This window comes from Anaeromyxobacter dehalogenans 2CP-1 (assembly GCF_000022145.1).
GTDB lineage: Bacteria > Myxococcota > Myxococcia > Myxococcales > Anaeromyxobacteraceae > Anaeromyxobacter > Anaeromyxobacter dehalogenans.
The window spans coordinates 3,637,758-3,653,548 of record NC_011891.1; the positions used below are offsets into that span (position 1 = coordinate 3,637,758).

A 15,791-nucleotide genomic window follows, 5' to 3' on the forward strand; every position below is an offset into this window, starting at 1 on the left:
AGCAGCCATGCTCGACGATCTCGTCCTCATCCTGACGCTGGTCGGGACCGCCTACGGCGTCACGCTGCTCGTGCAGCGGCGGGTGCACCGGCTGCGAGGCGCGCCGGCGCGGATCGCGGTGGGCCACCGCCTCTACGCCTCGCCGCTCGTGTCGAGCCCGGGCAGCCTGGTGCTGCCGCGCACCCGCGTGCGCGGCCTCCGCGGCGCGATCGGCAGGCTGCTCGGCTGACGGATCCGCGCTCGTTCAGTGCGCACCGGCGGCCCCTCGGACCCAGACGTCGACGTTCGTGTTCTGCGCCAGGACCGACCACCCGCGCGCGGCGAGCCTCGCCCGGAGAGGCGCAAGCTCCACCGGAGGACACGCGCCGGGCGGCGACGGCGCCGGCAGCGCCGATCCCGTGGCGACGCGATCGCGCCCCAGGTGAACGAGCGCCACCGCGCTGCATCCTCCGCGCTCGCCGGGGGGAAGCATGGTGGCCGTGCCCACGGGACAGGTCAGGTACCGGAGCGCGAACGGCCGCGCGGGCCCGGCCAGCAGCACCTCGTTGGCCCCACCGCCCACCACGCACAGCGGTTCGCCGTGAAGGACCGCGGCGAGCCGCGGGCGCTCCCCGGCGCCGAGGTAGTGGAACACCTGTCCGAACCGCTCACGACGCGCGTCGAAAAAGGCGAGATAGGAGGTCGTCGCGACGAGTCCGGCCACGCACGTGGCCGCGACGCCGATCGGGATCCAGCGTCCTCGCGCGCGCGCGAGGACGGGCGGCGCAACCCAGAGCAGGGCGAACCACGCGAGCAGCGGGATGGTGAAGCGTCCGGACCAGGGCTGGGGATAGATCGGCGCCGTGACGCCGAGGAACATCGCCGCCCCGACCGCCGCAACGGGCCCTCGGGCGCCGCGCGGCAGGAGAGCGACGAGCACCGGAAGGGCCAGCACCGAGGCGAACGCGGTTCGACCCGAGTCCGGCGAGGGCAGCGGCTCCCACGCCCACCGCGCCACGCCGAAGCGCGGCTCGAGCACGCCGAGCCCCCCGTACACCCGCTCCACCAGCCCCGGGAGCCAGCCCCGCAAGCCGGGCGGCGCGTAGCCGAGCGGCTCGAGGACCCAGTGCGCGAGCGCCGCCGATGACGAGCGCATCGCCTCGTCCACGCCGCGCACCCCGAGCCCCCGCCCCACTGCCCCGCCCGCGAAGTCGCCGAACGCCCGGTAGATCGGCCAGTACGAGGCGAGGATCGCCGCGCTCCCCGCCAGCGCGGCCGCGACCGCGGCGACGACGATCGCCGGCTCGCGCCGGCGGGCCCGCAGGCGGATCGCGGCGGCGGCGGCGCCCATCAGGACGATGAGGGCCAGCGTCGGCTTGCACGCGATGCTCATTGCAGCGAGCCCGACTGCCGCGGCGACGGCGGCCGGACCGCCGGCCGAGCCGTCTTCCCGCGTGCGCGGGACCCGGAGCACGATCACCGCCGCGGCGAGGAGCGGGAACGCGGCGCAGACGTCGGTGTTCCAGGCCGCCACTCGGAACCCCACCGCTGGGAAGCTCGCGAACAGCAGCGCGGCGAGCACTGCGCGCGAGCGTTCCAGCCCGAGTTCGAGCCCGATCGCGTACACCGCCCCGATAGCACCCAGCGTGATCCACGCACAGCCGAGCGCAGCGCCCGCCCAGCCGAGCCCAAGGAAGACGCGCGTGCCCAGGATGACGTCTCCTGCGACCGGGAGCCCGATCTGCTGCCACGTCGGTGTCGGCCAGGGAGTGAAGCCGCCCCGCCCTGCCCACGCGAGCACGCGCGGCACGTGGTAGATGAGCCCGTCGGAGTGACGCGTTCCGCGGAGCGCGTCCAGCCCGAGCTGAACGATCATCGCGATCGCGACCCCGCTCCCCAGGCCGAGGAGCGCGACGCCGCGGCGGGTCCGGAGGATCTGCCGAACGCGCAGCGGTCGGGACGGCGCCTCTCCCCGCCAGCCGCCGCGCACCGCCCCGACCCACGCCAGCGCCGCGAGTGCAATGGCATGGGCTGCCGCGGTCCACGCCGGCGTGAGGCGACCCACGGTCCCCAGCCCGAGCCCGATCCCGACCAGGATCGCCTGGTACAGCGCGACGCCCATGACGAGCCGCCGCGCCGCCGCGCCGGGCCCGGAGGACGCCGGGACCGCCGCGACGCAGGCGAACGGCAGGACGACGTACAGGATCTCGAGCAGCGCGCGCAAACCGCCGCACGATACCCGGGGGAGCGCGGGCCCGCTACCCGCCCCGCCTCGCGCGGTACCGCCGGATGAGCGCGTTCGTGGAGCCGTCGTGCGCCAGCGCCGGCTCCGCGGGCGACTCCAGCTCCTTCACGATCCGGTTCGCGAGGACCTTCCCCAGCTCGACGCCCCACTGGTCGAACGAGTCCACGTCCCAGATCACGCCCTGGGTGAACACGGCGTGCTCGTAGAGCGCGACGAGCGCGCCGAGCGTGCGCGGGGTGAGGCGGTCCGAGAGGATGGTGCTGGAGGGCCGGTTCCCGGGGAAGGTGCGGTGCGGCACGAGCGGCTCCGGCGTCCCCTCCGCGCGCGCCTCCTCCGCGGTCTTCCCGAACGCGAGCGCCTCGCCCTGCGCGAACAGGTTGGCCATGAGCAGGTCGTGGTGCCGGCCGAGCGCGTGGAGCGGCTGGCAGAAGCCGATGAAGTCGCAGGCGACGAGGTGCGTGCCCTGGTGGAGCAGCTGGTAGAACGAGTGCTGGCCGTTGGTGCCCGGCTCGCCCCAGTAGATCGCGCCCGTGCCGTGACCCTCCACCGGCGTGCCGGAGGCCGTCACGCGCTTCCCGTTCGACTCCATGGTGAGCTGCTGCAGGTACGCGGGGAAGCGGTCGAGGTACTGATCGTAGGGAAGGACCGCGACGGTCCCCGCGCCGAGCAGGTTCGCGTTCCACACGCCGATCAGGCCGATCAGCGCGGGCAGGTTCCGCTCGAGCGGCGCGTCCCGGAAGTGCTCGTCCATCTCGCGGAAGCCGGCGAGCAGCTCGCGGAAGCCCTCGGGGCCGACGGCGATCATGGTCGAGAGCCCGATCGCCGAGTCCATCGAGTAGCGCCCGCCGACCCAGTCCCAGAACCCGAACATGTTGGCGGGATCGATGCCGAAGCGGCGCACCTCGGCCTCGTTCGTGGAGATGGCGACGAAGTGGCGCGCCACCGCGCGCGGATCGCCGAGCGCCGCGAGCAGCCAGGACCGGGCCGAGGCGGCGTTGGTCATGGTCTCGAGGGTGGTGAACGTCTTCGACGCCACCAGGAACAGCGTCTCGGCGGGATCGAGGTCGCGGACCGCCTCGGCGAGGTCGGTCCCGTCCACGTTGGAGACGAAGCGGAACGCGAGGTCCCGGATCGCGTACGCGCGCAGCGCCCGGTACGCCATGGCGGGGCCGAGATCCGAGCCGCCGATGCCGACGTTCACCACGGTGCGGATGCGCTTGCCGGTGAACCCGGTCCAGGCGCCGCTCCGCACCTGGTCCGCGAACGCCGCCATGCGGTCCAGCACGGCGTGGACCTCGGGCACCACGTCGTTCCCGTCCACCAGGATCCGCTCGCCGCGCGGGGCGCGCAGCGCGACGTGCAGCACCGCCCTGCCCTCGGTGACGTTCACCTTCTCGCCGCGGAACATGGCCGCGCGCCGCTCGGGCAGGCCGCGCGCCTCGGCGAGCGCGACCAGCAACCGGACGGTCTCCTCGGTCACGCGCTGCTTCGAGTAGTCGAGGTGGAGCCCGGCGCCGTCCGCGACGAGCCGCTCGCCGCGGCCGGGATCGCGCGCGAACAGCTCGCGCAGGTGCAGCGGCTGGAGCTCGGCGAGGTGCGCCTCGAGCGCCCTCCAGGCAGGCGTTCGGAGGAGGGGTCCGGTCCGATCGGGCATGCGCAGGCTCTTACCGCGTTCGACCGCGCCTGGCACGCGCGGCGGAGGGGCTCGCTCCGGGCGGGCGGCGGGGGGCCTGCTTTCACGGTGCGTCACCGCGCCCCGCCGCCCCCCATCCGCTCCGCCGCCTCCCGCAGCCCCTCGCGCGCGCACGCCTCGGCCACGCGGCGCGGCAGCCCCTCGTCGCTGGCCCCGAGCTGCACCGCCTGCGCGACCACGTGCTCGGCCTCGGCGACGCTGCCGGACAGGCAGTGCAGCAACGCCAGGCGGATGGCCTCGCGCTCGGTGAACGGCTCGGCCAGGCCGGCCTCGGCGAGCGCGCTGACCTCCTCCCAGGCGCGGCGCCGGGCCGCCTCGAACGCGCGCCACCACCGCACCTCGCGCAGCAGCGCCTCCGGCGCGGCGGGCGCCTCCGCGAGCCGCAGCCAGGGCGCCGCCTCCTCGGCGGTGGGGCGCCAGGCGGGGTCGCGCGACAGGAGCTCGAGGGCGGGGTCCACGAGGCAGAACCTACCGCGCGACCCGCCCGGGCGCGAGCGCCGGCGGAGCGCCGCTCGACCGCGCGCCGTGGCCGCGGTTAGCATGAACGTTCGACCATGCCCGGCCCCCAGCCCGACGCCCCCTTCGACTACGACTACCTGGTGATCGGCTCCGGCTTCGGCGGCTCGGTGTCCGCGCTGCGGCTGGCCGAGAAGGGCTGGCGCGTCGGCGTGCTCGAGATGGGCAAGCGCTGGCGGCCGGAGGACTTCCCGCGCACCAACTGGAACCTGCGCAAGTTCCTGTGGATACCGAGGCTGCGGCTGTTCGGGATCCAGCAGATCACGCTGCTGAAGGACGTCCTGGTGCTGCACGGCGCTGGCGTGGGCGGCGGCAGCCTGGTCTACGCGAACACGCTGCTCTCCCCGCCGGACCGCGCCTTCGAGGATCCGCGCTGGCCGGGCGGCGGCTGGAAGGCGCGCCTCGCGCCGCACTACGCGATGGCGAGGTTCATGCTCGGCGCGGTCCTGGCGCCGGAAGTGTTCCCGGGCGACGAGGCGCTGCGCCAGGCGGTGGAGGAGGAGACCGGGCGCGGCGACACCTTCGCGCGCCACACCGTCGCGGTGCACTTCGGCGACCCGAAGCGCGCCGCACCGGACCCGTACTTCGGCGGCGAGGGGCCGGCGCGGATCGGCTGCTCGCTGTGCGGCGAGTGCATGACGGGCTGCCGCCACGGCGCGAAGAACACGCTCGACCGGAACTACCTCTACCTGGCCGAGCGGCGCGGCGCCGAGATCCTGCCGGAGACGCGGGTCACCGACCTCCGCCCGCTCGTGGGCGGAGGCTGGGAGGTCCACACGCGGTCGTCCACGCACGTGGTCCGGCGCCAGCGGCGCGTGCTCCGCGCGCGCGGCGTGGTGCTGGCCGCGGGCGCGATCGGCACGGTGCGCCTGCTGCTCCGCTGCAGGGCGGGCGGGAGCCTGCCGGCGCTCTCCGATCAGCTCGGCAACCACGTGCGCACCAACAGCGAGGCGCTGCTCGCCGTCACCGCGCGCCGCGACGACGTGGACTACAGCCACGGGCTCGCCATCACCTCGGGGCTGCAGGCGGACGACGACACGCACATGGAGGTCGTCCGCTACGGCGCGGGCCACGACTTCATGTCGCTCCTCGCCACCCACCTCACCGGCGGCGGCCCGCCCTGGCCGCGCCCGCTGCGCTGGCTCGGGAACCTGTTCCGGCACCCGGTGGACTTCTTCCGCGCGCACTGGCCGTTCGGCTGGGCGCGCCGCACCGCGGTGCTGCTCGTGATGCAGCCGCTCGCGAGCCACCTGCGGCTGCGGCTCGCGCGCCGGCCGTGGGGGCGATCCCTCACCAGCGCGCTCGACGGCCCGCGGCCGCCGAGCTACATGCCGCTCGCGAACGCGGTGGCGCGCAGGATGGCGGCGCGCATGGACGGGGTGGCGCAGAGCGGGCTCCACGAGGTGTTCCTGGGCGCCTCGAGCACCGCGCACATCCTGGGCGGCGCGACCATGGGCGCCTCGCCGGCCGAGGGCGTGTGCGACGCGCAGGGACGCGTGTTCGGCTACCAGGACCTCTACGTCGCCGACGGCAGCCTGGTGCCCGCGAACCTGGGCGTGAACCCGTCGCTCACCATCACCGCGCTGGCCGAGCACGTCATGAGCCGGATCCCCGCCAGCCCCGCCGGCGCGCAGCGGCCGGCCCCGCGTCCGCCGGGTGGCGCCGCGTGACCGGGCGCCGCGCGCCTTCCCGTCTGAGCCCGAATTGGGGCTTGAGTCCGCTGGGCGCGGGCGCGCACGCTTCCAGAGGGTTCACGCCACGCCGCAGCTCACTTGCGAGGAGGTTCGATGGCCACGAAGGCTGAGCGGTTCCGCTACGAGACCGAGCGTTCCGGCCCGAAGAAGGCGAAGCAGCCGCGGCCGGCGCGGCGCGACACCCCCGTGGACACCGCGCTGCCCGGGGTGAGCGCCACGAGCCGCAAGAGCGCGCGCCACGAGTCGGTCCGCGCCGGGAAGAAGGCGCAGTACGCGCTGGAGGACTCGGCCGGGAAGCCGTCGCGCAAGTCCACCCGCAAGGCATCGAACCGCCAGAAGACCGACAGCCAGATGCGCGTGAAGCGCCGCACCGGCGAGATGCGCCCCGAGTCGCGCGGCCAGCGCGGCCGCTGACGCGCACTGCCCGCCCTCCGCGGCCGGCGCGGGGGGCGGGCGTCACCGCGCCGGCGACCCCATGGCCCGCCACCCCGCCCCCTCCCCCACCACCGCCACCCTCTCCGACCGCGTCTACAGCCCGACCGGCGGCCCGGTGCACCTGCCCCAGGGCCCGGTGTACGCGCTCAACGTGGGCGACACCTGGCGCGAGCCGCCCGCCTTCGCCCGCGCCGAGGCGCAGCGCGTGGCCGATCACCCGGGCCTCCACGGCTACGCGCCGGTGCAGGGGGAGCCGGCGCTGCTCGACGCCATCCAGGAGCGGCTGCAGGCGCGCGGCGGGGCGCCGGTCGCGCGCGAGGCGCTGCAGGTGGTGGTGGGCGCCACCGCGGGGCTCGCGGTGGTGGTGGACGCGCTGCTCGACCCGGGCGACGAGGTGATCGTGCTCGCGCCCTACTGGCCGCTCATCCGCGGCATCGTGGCGGCGCGCGGCGCCGTGCCGGTGGAGGTGCCGTTCTTCGACCGGCTCGACGCGCCGGGGTTCGACCCGGAGGCGGCGCTCGCCGCCGCGGTGACGCCACGCACCGCGGCCATCTACGTGAACTCGCCCAACAACCCCACCGGCCGCTCGCTGCCCGACGAGCTGGTGACCGCCCTGGCTCGCCTGGCGCGGCGCCACGCGCTGTGGGTGATCGCGGACGAGGTCTACGAGGACCTGCAGTACGGCACGCCGCGCCCGCCGCCGTGGACCCGCCCGGAGCTGCGCGAGCGCACCGTCGCGACCCACTCGTTCTCGAAGGCGTACGCGCTCGCGGGCGCGCGGGTGGGCTACACGCACGGGCCCGAGGAGATCATGCGCGCGGTGCGGGCGGTGCAGACGTTCAAGACCTACTGCGCGCCGCGTCCGTTCCAGATCGCCGCCGCCCGTGCGCTGCGCGAGGGCGACGCCTGGCTCGCGGAGACCCGCGCCATGTACGCGCAGGCCGGCCGCAGCGCCGCCGCCGCGCTCGGCGTGCTCGCGCCGGAGGCCGGGACGTTCCTGTTCCTGGACGTGGCCCCGCACCTCCGGCCGGGCGAGGCGCTCGATGGCTTCCTGGCGCGCTGCCTCGAGGCGGGCGTGCTGCTCACGCCGGGGCCGGCGACCGGCGCGGCGTACCGGACGCACGCGCGGCTCTGCTTCACCGCGGTCACGCCCGACGCGCTCGGCGCGGCGCTGGCGCGGCTCGGGCCGCTGCTGGGGCGAACGAGCCGGCCCGACTGAGCGGCGCCGGTGGCTCCGCTCACCGCCCCGACGCGAGCCGGAGCGGCGGCGCGGAGGGCGGGTGGGGCTCCGCCCCGGCGGCCACGCCGCGGAAGAAGCCGATCGCGTCCCGCAGCCCCTCGGCCTGCGCGGCCAGCTCCTCGGCGGTGGACGACAGCTCCTCCGCCGCGGCCGCGTTCCGGCCGCCGATCTCCTCCAGGCTCCGCAGCGCGCCGCTCACCCGCGCGGCGCTCGCCCCCTGCGCGGCGCTGCCGGCCGAGATCTGCTGGACGAGGGCCGCGGTCCGCTCCACCTCGGGCACCACCGCGTCGAGCGCGGTCCCGGCCTGCGCGGCGAGGTCCACGCTCGCGGCGGTGAGCCGGCCGATGTCCTCGGCCGCCGCCCGGCTCCGCTCGGCGAGCCGGCGCACCTCGCTCGCCACCACCGCGAAGCCGCGCCCGTGCTCGCCGGCGCGCGCCGCCTCGATGGCCGCGTTCAGGGCGAGCAGGTTGGTCTGGTAGGCGATCTCCTCCACGATCGAGATCTTCTCGCCCACCTCGCGCATGGCCGCTGCGGTCCGGGCCGCCGCCTCGCCGCCGGCGCGGGCGCCCCGGGCCGCGCCCGCCGCGGCCTCGCCGGTCCGCGCCGCCGCCGCGGCGTTCTCCTGCGCGTGCCGCGCGATCTCGTGCATGGCCGCCGAGGCCTGCTCGGTCTCGGAGGCCTGCTCGCTCGACGCCTGCGAGAGCGCCGCGGCGCCACCGGCGAGCTGACCGCTGCCGGCGGCGAGCGCGTCCGCCGCCCCGCGGATGCTCCCGGCCGCACCGGAGAGCGCCGCCACCATCCCGCGGAGCGCCTCGACCACGCGCCCGATCTCGTCCGCCCCGCCGTCCTCCTCCAGCTCGACGTCCAGCCGGCCGCGCGCCACCAGGTGGAGGGTCGCGCCCACGCGCTGCAGCCGCGCCAGGAGCGGGCCGAGCATCAGCGCCGACGCGAGCAGGCCCAGGGCGAGCACCGCGGCGCCCGTGGCGAGCGCGCGCCACAGCGCCGCCCGGATCGCGCCCTCCAGCGTGGCGGTGTGGACGTCCACCCCGAGGAAGAACTCCTTGCCGCTGCGCGAGCGGAGCGGCACGTAGACCGAGCGCAGCGAGTCGGTGGGATCGACGTAGGTGTCGAAGTGGACCCGGTGATCCGCGAGCGCCGCCACCAGGCCCGGGCTCGGGTGCGTGGTGGTCTGGAAGAAGCGCGGGCCGGTGCCGGAGGCGAGCTCCTCGCGCGTGGCGCTCGACGACGTGAACGCGCTCCCGGAGCCCTGCGCGACGACCGTGTACAGGTAGGCGAGGCCGGTCTCCTCCGCGAGCGCGGAGAGGCGCCGCTGCACCTCGAGGTGCTCCTCGGGCGTGATCGAGGCGGGGCCGTCGACCCGGTCGTGGAACGGCACCAGGAACAGCGCCGCCGCGCGGGCCGCCGTGAGCAGCTTGTCGTCCACGGCCGCGCGGATCTCGCCGGCCTGCACGCGGTACGAGATCGTCACGAACGCGGCCGCCGAGGCCGCGTTCACGGCCGCGAGCAGGACGAGCAGCTTGGTCCGGAGCTTCAGGTCGCGCAGGCGCGCGAGCGCGCCGCGAGCGGGCCGCGCGGAGGGAGGGCGTGCGTGGGCCATGGACCTCAGTCCTAACCCGGCTCGCGCTCCCGTCGCAGGGGACGCCGGGGCGTCGATGTGGGAGCAGGGAGCAGATCCGGCGCGGCCGCGGGGCCGCGCCGGGCGATCACTCGTCCTCGCCGGAGCCGAGCAGCGCCCCGAGGCCGGGGCCGCGGGTCGCGGCGCCCAGCTTCCGGACGGCGTCGAGGTGGTGCAGCAGCAGGTCGCGGTTGTCGCCCACGCTCAGGTTCTGCAGCTCCAGCGCGCCGATGCGGTCCTCCGGCGTGAACGCGGGATCGGCCACGCGCTCCATCGACAGCTTCTCCGGCGCGTAGCTCATGTACTCGGCGCGGGTCGAGAGGACGGTCCAGTCGTCGCCCCGGCGCAGCTCGACGCGCACGCTGCCGGTGACGGCGGGCGCGACCCAGCGGGTGAGCCCGTCGCGCAGCATGAGCGCCTCGGGGTCGAACCACTTGCCCTCGTAGAGCAGGCGGCCCAGGCGGCGGCCCAGCGTGAAGTACAGGTCGAGCGTGTTCTCGTTGTGGATGGCGGAGAGCAGCCGCTCGTAGCCGAGGTGCAGGAGCGCCATGCCGGGGGCCTCGTAGATGCCCCGGCTCTTCGCGTCGATGACCCGGTTCTCGATCTGGTCGCTCATCCCCAGGCCGTGGCGCCCGCCGATGCGGTTCGCCTCGAGGAACAGCTCGTACGGCGAGGGGAAGCGCTTCCCGTTCAGCTCGACCGGCTGACCCTGCTCCCAGGTGATCTCGATCTCCTCGGGCGCGATCTGGACCTCGGGCTTCCAGTGCGCCACGCCCATGATCGGCTCGACGATCCGCATGCTCGAGTCGAGGCGCTCGAGGTCCTTCGCCTCGTGCGTGGCGCCGAGCACGTTCGCGTCGGTGGAGTAGGCCTTCTCCTTGCCCATCTTGTAGGGCAGCTCCCGGCGCTCCAGGTACTCGCTCATCTCCTTGCGGCCGCCGAACGCGGTCACGAAGGCCTGGTCGAGCCAGGGCTTGTAGATCTTGAGCTGCGGGTCCACCAGGATGCCGTACCGGTAGAACCGCTGGATGTCGTTGCCCTTGTGCGTGGAGCCGTCGCCGAAGACGTGCACGCCGTCCTCGCGCATGGCGCGCACGATGGCGGTGCCGGTGACCGCGCGGCCGAGCGGCGTGGTGTTGAAGTACTTCTTGCCGCCGGAGGACAGGTGGAACGCGCCGCACTGGATGGCGGCGATGCCCTCGCGCACCATCGCCTCGCGGCAGTCCACCAGCCGCGCCTTCGCCGCGCCGTGCTGGAGCGCGATGGGCGGGATGTCGGCCGGGTTCGCCTCGTCGGGCTGGGCGAGGTCCGCGGTGTAGGCGTGGACCGCCATGCCCTGCTCGGACATCCAGGCCACCGCGCAGCGCGTGTCCAGGCCGCCGCTGAACGCGATGCCGATGGCGGTGCCCTTCGGAGGAAGCGACTTGTAGATCCGGCTCATGGGACGGGCCAAGTAGCAGAATTCCGGGCCGTGTTCCAGCGGGCGTGAGCGCACCCGGACCGATCTCCTCCCGTCGCGGCGGCGGGAGCGCCGGAGCGGGCAGGCGGGCGCCCGGGCGCCATTCACTGACCGTCACTTCCCGCGCCCGCGCCTGATGGGCGTCAATTCGCCCTCCCCTCGACGCGGTGCGGCGATGGCGCGCACCCGAGCGCCGAGAGCGCCCTGGATCCGCGCACCTGCGGCGCCTCCGCCGGCTGCGCCCGCCGCGGCGGCGCGCCGGGGGGATTGCCGCGGCAAGGCGCCGCATGCTTCGCTTCCCCACATGCCGCCTCGCACCGCGGCCCTGATCGCCGGCCTCCGCAGGATCGTCGCGATCGAGACCCTCCCCCCGGCGCCTCCCCCGGCGCCGCCGCGGTGCGAGCGGCGCAGCCTCCTCGGCCTGCTGCTCCTTCCCGAGCCCCTCCCGCTCGCGCCGCCCCGGCCGCGCCGGCGGACGCGGTGGCTCGCCTGGCTCTTCCTCCCGGAGCAGCTCGGCCGGGAGGGTCCGGATCCGGAGGTGCGGTGATGGAGCACGCACGCCACGTCTTCCGCGCCGCGCTGGGGGTCCTGGTGCTGCTCGCCGGCGTCGGGATCACCCGCGGCTTCCTGGTGCCGCCCACGTACGGCCTCCACGGCCCCTACCGCTGGGCCAACGTGGCCGAGCAGATGAACGCGCGGACGCCGGCCCATCGTGGCCCGGCGGCCTGCGGCGCCTGCCACGAGGACGAGCTGCGCCGCCGCGCGGCCGGCGCGCACCGCGCGGTGAGCTGCGAGATCTGTCATGGGCCGCTCCTCGCGCACGTGGCCGACGACGGGCGCGTGACCTCGCCCACGGTGGACCGCTCGCCGGCGCTGTGCGCGCGCTGCCACCGCAAGGTCCTCGGCCGGCCCGCCGCGTTCCCGCAGGTGGTGCTCGAGGAGCACGTCGAGGGCCCGCTCGACGCCGGCGCCTGCCTCGCCTGCCACGACCCCCACGCTCCCACGCCGTAGCGGAGGCGATCATGGACGACCGCACGCCGTGCCCCGCCTCGACCGGAGGCCCCTCCACCCGGCGCGTCCTCGGCCGCCGCGCGTTCCTGGAGGACGTCCTGCTCCTCTCCGGCGGGGCGGTGGTCTTCCTCGCCGGCGCCACCGCCGCCGCGCCGGCCGCGGCGGAGGCGGCCTCCGGCGCGCCGCCGCCCGCCGACGGCTACCAGCCCTGGGAGCACCGCTGGGCCTACCTCGTCGATCCGGAGCGGTGCATCGGCTGCGGCTCCTGCGTGCGGGCGTGCAGCGCCGAGAACCACGTGCCCGACGGCTTCTTCCGCACCTGGGTCGAGCGCTACGTCACCGGCATGGACGGGACCAGCGTGGACTCGCCGAACGGCGGCAAGGACGGCTTCCCGGCGCTCCAGGTCGCGTTCGTCGCGACGAAGTCGTTCTTCGTGCCGAAGATGTGCAACCACTGCCGCGAGACGCCCTGCATCCAGGTGTGCCCGGTGGGCGCCTCCTACCGCACGCCCGACGGCGCGGTGCTGGTGGACGGCGAGCGCTGCATCGGGTGCGCGTACTGCGTGCAGGCCTGCCCGTTCGGCAGCCGCTTCCTGTCGCCGGAGACGCACACGGCCGAGAAGTGCACCTGGTGCTACCACCGCATCAGCCGCGGGCTGCGCCCGGCGTGCGTCGAGGTCTGCCCCACCGGCGCGCGCGCGTTCGGCGACCTGCGGCGCGAGGGCGATCCGGTGCGACACGCCATCGAGCACGACCGCGTCGCGGTGCTGCAGCCGCACCTGCGCACCGAGCCGCAGTGCTTCTACCTCCACCTCGACGGGGAGGTGCGGTGATGCCCCAGATCAGCGGCTTCGCGTTCCCGAACGACGTCCACGTGTGGTGGAGCCTGATGATCGTGATGTACCCGTACATCACCGGCTTCGTGGCGGGCGCGTTCATCGTCACGAGCCTGTTCCACCTGTTCGGCCGCGCCGAGCTCCGGCCGGTGGCGCGGCTCGCCATGGCGACGTCGTTCTCGTTCCTGCTGGTGGCGTCGCTGCCGCTGCAGCTCCACCTCGGGCACCCGGAGCGCGGCCCGCTCGTGCTCGTCACGCCGCACTTCACCTCGGCCATGGCCGGCTTCGGGATGCTGTACGGCGGCTACCTGCTCGTCCTCGCGCTGGAGGTCTGGTTCGTCTGGCGGCGCGAGATCATCGACCGGGCCCGGCGCAGCCGGGGGGCGGCGCGCGCCCTCTACGCGACGCTCGCGCTCGGCACCTACGACACGAGCCCCGAGGCGCTGGCGGTGGACCACCGCGCCATCGCGGTGCTCGCCGGCATCGGCCTCCCCGGCGCCTGCATGCTCCACGGGTACGTGGGCTTCATCTTCGGCGCCATCAAGGCGAACCCCTGGTGGTCCACGCCGCTCATGCCCATCATCTTCCTGGTCTCTGCGGCGGTGTCGGGCATCGCGCTGCTCCTGGTGCTCTACCAGGTGGTCTCGAAGCTGCGCGGCCGCCCCGCGGACCAGCCCTGCGTCTCCTCTCTGGCGCGCTGGCTGTGGCTGTTCCTGATCCTCACGCTCTCGCTGGAGCTGCTCGAGATCCTGGTGATGGCCTACGAGCGCTCCGACTCGTGGCTGATCATCTCGGAGCTCATCACCACCCGCCTCGAGCTCTCGTACGTGACGGTGCAGATGATCGTGGGCGGGCTCATCCCGGTGATCCTGCTCGCGGTGGTGGTGCTGATGAACCGCTACCTGCACCCGCGCGTCCGGAACACGCTCTCCACGGTGGCGGCGCTGCTCTGCCTGCTGCAGGTGTTCTCGATGCGCTGGAACATCGTGATCGGCGGGCAGCTCCTCTCGAAGTCGCTGCGCGGGCTGCGCTCGCACTACGAGCCGGAGCTGTTCGGGCGCGAGGGCGTGCTGATGGCCGTCGCGCTCGTGCTCGCGCCGTTCGCGATCCTGTGGGTGTTCGACCGGGTGCTCGGCATCGACCCGCCCGGCCCGGGCGAGGCGGACGCCGCCGCGCACGAGCCCGGCGGCGTCCGCGACGCGCGCGCCCGCACCGGGCTGGGAGACGTTCACCCTTAGCGAAGGACGCGGAGGCGGGCCATGGCCGAGGGCGCGCCGGGGACGATCGAGGCGAGGCTGCAGGAGCTGACCCAGGCCGTGGAGCGGCTCGAGCGGCGGGTGGGCGCGCTGGAGGGCCACACGAGCGCGCTGCGAGGCGCCTCCGCCAGGGCCGCGGGGACCGCCGCGGTGGGTCGCGGCCCGGCCGCCGCCGACGCGGCCGCGCTCGCCGGCGGCCTCGCGGGCGGGCTCACCGTGGCCGGCCGCAGCTTCCTCGTGCTGGCCGGCGCGTTCGTGCTGCGCGCCGTCACCGACGCCGGCCGGCTCCCGCCGTGGCTGGGCGTGGCGCTCGGGGTGGCGCTCGCGTTCGCCCTGCTCGCGCTCGCCGACCGCGCCGCGCGCGCCGCGCCCGCGGGCGGGCCGCCGCCGGCGAGCGCCGTCGCGCACGGCCTCACCGCCGCGCTGGTCGGGTTCCCGCTCGTGTTCGAGGCGGCCACCCGCCTCCGGCTGCTCGGGCCGGGCACGGCGGCGCTCGCGCTCGCGGCGCTCGCCGGCCCGGCGCTGGCGGTCTCCTGGCGTCGCCGCCTGCCCGCGCTCGCCTGGATCGCGGCGCTGGGGGCGGTCGCGACCTCGCTGGCGCTCGCCGCCGCCTCCGGTCGGTTCGCGCCGGCGGCCCTGGTCCTCGTGGCGGTGGGGACGGCGACGCTGTGGATGGGCTACGTGCTCGACTGGTACGGCCCGCGCTGGCCGGTGGCGGCCGCCGCCGACCTGGCGGCGCTCGCGCTGGCGGTGCGCGCCGCGCGCGGCGGCGAGGACGCCGGGACCGCCCTGCTCGTGCTCGGGATCCTGCTCGCCGCGTACCTCGGCAGCATCGCGGTCCGCACGCTGGTGCTCCAGCGGGCGGTGGTGCCGTTCGAGGTGGTCCAGGCGGCCGCCGCGCTCGCGGTCGGCCTGGGCGGCGCCGCGCTGCTCGACGCGCGGGCGGAGGGCGGCGCGGCGGGCTTCGGCGTCGCGGCGCTCCTGCTGGCGTCCGGCGCCTACGGCGTCGCGTTCGCGTTCGCCGACCGGCGCGACGCGGCGCGCGCGAACTTCCGCTTCTACGCCGCCGTGGCGCTGCTGCTCGCGCTGTGCGGCAGCGGCCTGCTCCTCGACGGTGCCGCGCGGGCCATCGCCTGGGCCGCGCTGGGCCTGGGCGCAGCGCTGCTGGCCCGGCGGCTGCGCCGGGCCACGCTCGCGCTTCACGCGGCGCTGGCGGGCGCGGCGGCGGCGCTCGCGGGCGGCCTCGTCAGCGGGGCCGCGGTCGCGCTGGCCGGGCCCGCCGAGCCGCCCGGGGCGGCGGCGCTGGCGGTGCTCGCGCTGGTCCTCGCCACCGCCTGGCGCTGCGCCGGCGCGGTGGGGCGCGCCACCCGCGCCGAGCGGGCGCCGCAGCTCGTGCTGGTGGGGGTGGCGGCGGCCGGGCTGTGCGGCGCGGCGGTGGGCCTCGCCTCGCCCGCGCTGGCCGGGTCGCCGGCGGGCCTGTCCGCCGCGCGCACCGCGGCGCTCGTCGCGGGGGTGCTCGCGCTGGCGGCCCTGGGCCGCCGGCCGGAGTGGCTGGAGGCGTCCTGGCTCACCTATCCGGTGCTGGCGCTCGCCGGGCTGCAGCTGCTCGTGGACGCGGTCCCGCACGGCCGTCCGGCCACGCTGGTCCCCGCGTTCGCGCTGTTCGGGCTGGCGCTGCTGGCGGTGCCGCGCCTGCGCCGGCCGCGCGCCGCGCCCGCGGCGCCGGCCAGGGTGCGGTGACGACGGGCCGCGGCCCCGGATGCACCGGGACCGCGGCCCCCTCACCTGCGC

General features: G+C 75.9%; 14 protein-coding genes. 9 read left to right on the forward strand and 5 right to left on the reverse strand.

Going from position 1 to position 15,791, the window contains the following annotated elements; all coding sequences use genetic code 11:
• Positions 1-7: 7 nt before the first annotated feature.
• A complete protein-coding gene (locus A2CP1_RS16465) occupies positions 8-229 on the forward strand; it encodes a hypothetical protein (protein ID WP_015934417.1) in 222 nt (73 codons plus the stop codon).
• A gap of 15 nt (positions 230-244) precedes the next feature.
• On the opposite strand, the gene A2CP1_RS16470 is transcribed toward A2CP1_RS16465, so the two are convergent.
• The 3 genes from A2CP1_RS16470 to A2CP1_RS16480 all read right to left on the reverse strand — a co-directional run bounded on the left by A2CP1_RS16470 (position 245) and on the right by A2CP1_RS16480 (position 4,375).
• Positions 245-2,203: a hypothetical protein gene (locus A2CP1_RS16470; protein WP_015934418.1), complete on the reverse strand. Its 1,959-nt coding sequence runs from the start codon at positions 2,201-2,203 to the stop codon at positions 245-247.
• A gap of 34 nt (positions 2,204-2,237) precedes the next feature.
• Positions 2,238-3,878 carry a glucose-6-phosphate isomerase gene (pgi, locus tag A2CP1_RS16475; RefSeq protein WP_015934419.1) on the reverse strand — a complete coding sequence of 547 codons (1,641 nt, stop codon included), beginning with the start codon at positions 3,876-3,878 and terminating at the stop codon, positions 2,238-2,240.
• A 92-nt stretch (positions 3,879-3,970) separates the two neighbouring features.
• Positions 3,971-4,375: a hypothetical protein gene (locus tag A2CP1_RS16480; RefSeq protein ID WP_015934420.1), complete on the reverse strand. Its 405-nt coding sequence runs from the start codon at positions 4,373-4,375 to the stop codon at positions 3,971-3,973.
• Positions 4,376-4,471: 96 nt separating this feature from the next.
• Here A2CP1_RS16480 and A2CP1_RS16485 point away from each other — a divergent pair, with 96 nt between their 5' ends.
• The 3 genes from A2CP1_RS16485 (at position 4,472) to A2CP1_RS16495 (ending at position 7,781) form a co-directional block, all read left to right on the forward strand.
• Entirely contained in the window at positions 4,472-6,103 is a 1,632-nt protein-coding gene (locus A2CP1_RS16485; protein WP_015934421.1) for a GMC oxidoreductase, read from the forward strand.
• A gap of 117 nt (positions 6,104-6,220) precedes the next feature.
• The gene (locus tag A2CP1_RS16490) at positions 6,221-6,541 is read left to right on the forward strand and encodes a hypothetical protein (RefSeq protein ID WP_015934422.1); all 321 of its coding nucleotides are present in this window, start codon (positions 6,221-6,223) and stop codon (positions 6,539-6,541) included.
• 61 nt (positions 6,542-6,602) lie between these two features.
• On the forward strand, positions 6,603-7,781 hold the full coding sequence (locus tag A2CP1_RS16495; protein ID WP_015934423.1) for a pyridoxal phosphate-dependent aminotransferase: 1,179 nt from the start codon (positions 6,603-6,605) through the stop codon (positions 7,779-7,781).
• A 19-nt stretch (positions 7,782-7,800) separates the two neighbouring features.
• Here the strand turns inward: A2CP1_RS16495 and A2CP1_RS23970 are convergent, their stop codons facing one another.
• Together A2CP1_RS23970 and argG are read right to left on the reverse strand one after the other, a co-directional pair.
• Positions 7,801-9,420, reverse strand: coding sequence for a methyl-accepting chemotaxis protein (locus A2CP1_RS23970; protein ID WP_015934424.1), 1,620 nt, complete (start codon positions 9,418-9,420; stop codon positions 7,801-7,803).
• A 106-nt stretch (positions 9,421-9,526) separates the two neighbouring features.
• Positions 9,527-10,879 carry an argininosuccinate synthase gene (argG, locus tag A2CP1_RS16505; protein ID WP_015934425.1) on the reverse strand — a complete coding sequence of 451 codons (1,353 nt, stop codon included), beginning with the start codon at positions 10,877-10,879 and terminating at the stop codon, positions 9,527-9,529.
• 322 nt (positions 10,880-11,201) lie between these two features.
• Here argG and A2CP1_RS16510 point away from each other — a divergent pair, with 322 nt between their 5' ends.
• From A2CP1_RS16510 to A2CP1_RS16530, 5 genes are read left to right on the forward strand one after another with little or no spacing between them, the layout of a single operon-like run.
• The gene (locus A2CP1_RS16510; protein WP_012527180.1) at positions 11,202-11,444 is read left to right on the forward strand and encodes a hypothetical protein; all 243 of its coding nucleotides are present in this window, start codon (positions 11,202-11,204) and stop codon (positions 11,442-11,444) included.
• Complete coding sequence (locus A2CP1_RS16515) at positions 11,444-11,908, forward strand: hypothetical protein (RefSeq protein WP_015934426.1); 465 nt, start codon at positions 11,444-11,446, stop codon at positions 11,906-11,908. Before A2CP1_RS16510 ends, A2CP1_RS16515 begins: the two co-directional genes overlap by 1 nt.
• 11 nt (positions 11,909-11,919) lie before the next feature.
• The gene (locus A2CP1_RS16520; RefSeq protein WP_015934427.1) at positions 11,920-12,741 is read left to right on the forward strand and encodes a 4Fe-4S dicluster domain-containing protein; all 822 of its coding nucleotides are present in this window, start codon (positions 11,920-11,922) and stop codon (positions 12,739-12,741) included.
• Positions 12,741-13,982 (forward strand): NrfD/PsrC family molybdoenzyme membrane anchor subunit, encoded by a 1,242-nt coding sequence (gene nrfD / locus A2CP1_RS16525; RefSeq protein WP_015934428.1) that lies wholly within the window; start codon positions 12,741-12,743, stop codon positions 13,980-13,982. The genes A2CP1_RS16520 and nrfD overlap by 1 nt, the downstream gene beginning before the upstream one ends.
• Before the next feature lie 21 nt (positions 13,983-14,003).
• The gene (locus A2CP1_RS16530; protein ID WP_015934429.1) at positions 14,004-15,740 is read left to right on the forward strand and encodes a hypothetical protein; all 1,737 of its coding nucleotides are present in this window, start codon (positions 14,004-14,006) and stop codon (positions 15,738-15,740) included.
• The last annotated feature ends 51 nt before the right edge of the window (positions 15,741-15,791 follow it).

What these genes read in the sequence shown, in the direction of transcription:
- A2CP1_RS16465 (WP_015934417.1), top strand. Translation starts at nt 8, where the DNA reads ATGCTCGACGATCTCGTCCTCATCCTGACGCTGGTCGGGACCGCCTAC.
- pgi (WP_015934419.1), bottom strand. Translation starts at nt 3,878, where the DNA reads ATGCCCGATCGGACCGGACCCCTCCTCCGAACGCCTGCCTGGAGGGCG.
- A2CP1_RS16530 (WP_015934429.1), top strand. Translation starts at nt 14,004, where the DNA reads ATGGCCGAGGGCGCGCCGGGGACGATCGAGGCGAGGCTGCAGGAGCTG.
- A2CP1_RS16515 (WP_015934426.1), top strand. Translation starts at nt 11,444, where the DNA reads ATGGAGCACGCACGCCACGTCTTCCGCGCCGCGCTGGGGGTCCTGGTG.
- A2CP1_RS16510 (WP_012527180.1), top strand. Translation starts at nt 11,202, where the DNA reads ATGCCGCCTCGCACCGCGGCCCTGATCGCCGGCCTCCGCAGGATCGTC.
- A2CP1_RS16520 (WP_015934427.1), top strand. Translation starts at nt 11,920, where the DNA reads ATGGACGACCGCACGCCGTGCCCCGCCTCGACCGGAGGCCCCTCCACC.
- argG (WP_015934425.1), bottom strand. Translation starts at nt 10,879, where the DNA reads ATGAGCCGGATCTACAAGTCGCTTCCTCCGAAGGGCACCGCCATCGGC.
- A2CP1_RS16490 (WP_015934422.1), top strand. Translation starts at nt 6,221, where the DNA reads ATGGCCACGAAGGCTGAGCGGTTCCGCTACGAGACCGAGCGTTCCGGC.
- A2CP1_RS23970 (WP_015934424.1), bottom strand. Translation starts at nt 9,420, where the DNA reads ATGGCCCACGCACGCCCTCCCTCCGCGCGGCCCGCTCGCGGCGCGCTC.
- A2CP1_RS16495 (WP_015934423.1), top strand. Translation starts at nt 6,603, where the DNA reads ATGGCCCGCCACCCCGCCCCCTCCCCCACCACCGCCACCCTCTCCGAC.
- nrfD (WP_015934428.1), top strand. Translation starts at nt 12,741, where the DNA reads ATGCCCCAGATCAGCGGCTTCGCGTTCCCGAACGACGTCCACGTGTGG.
- A2CP1_RS16485 (WP_015934421.1), top strand. Translation starts at nt 4,472, where the DNA reads ATGCCCGGCCCCCAGCCCGACGCCCCCTTCGACTACGACTACCTGGTG.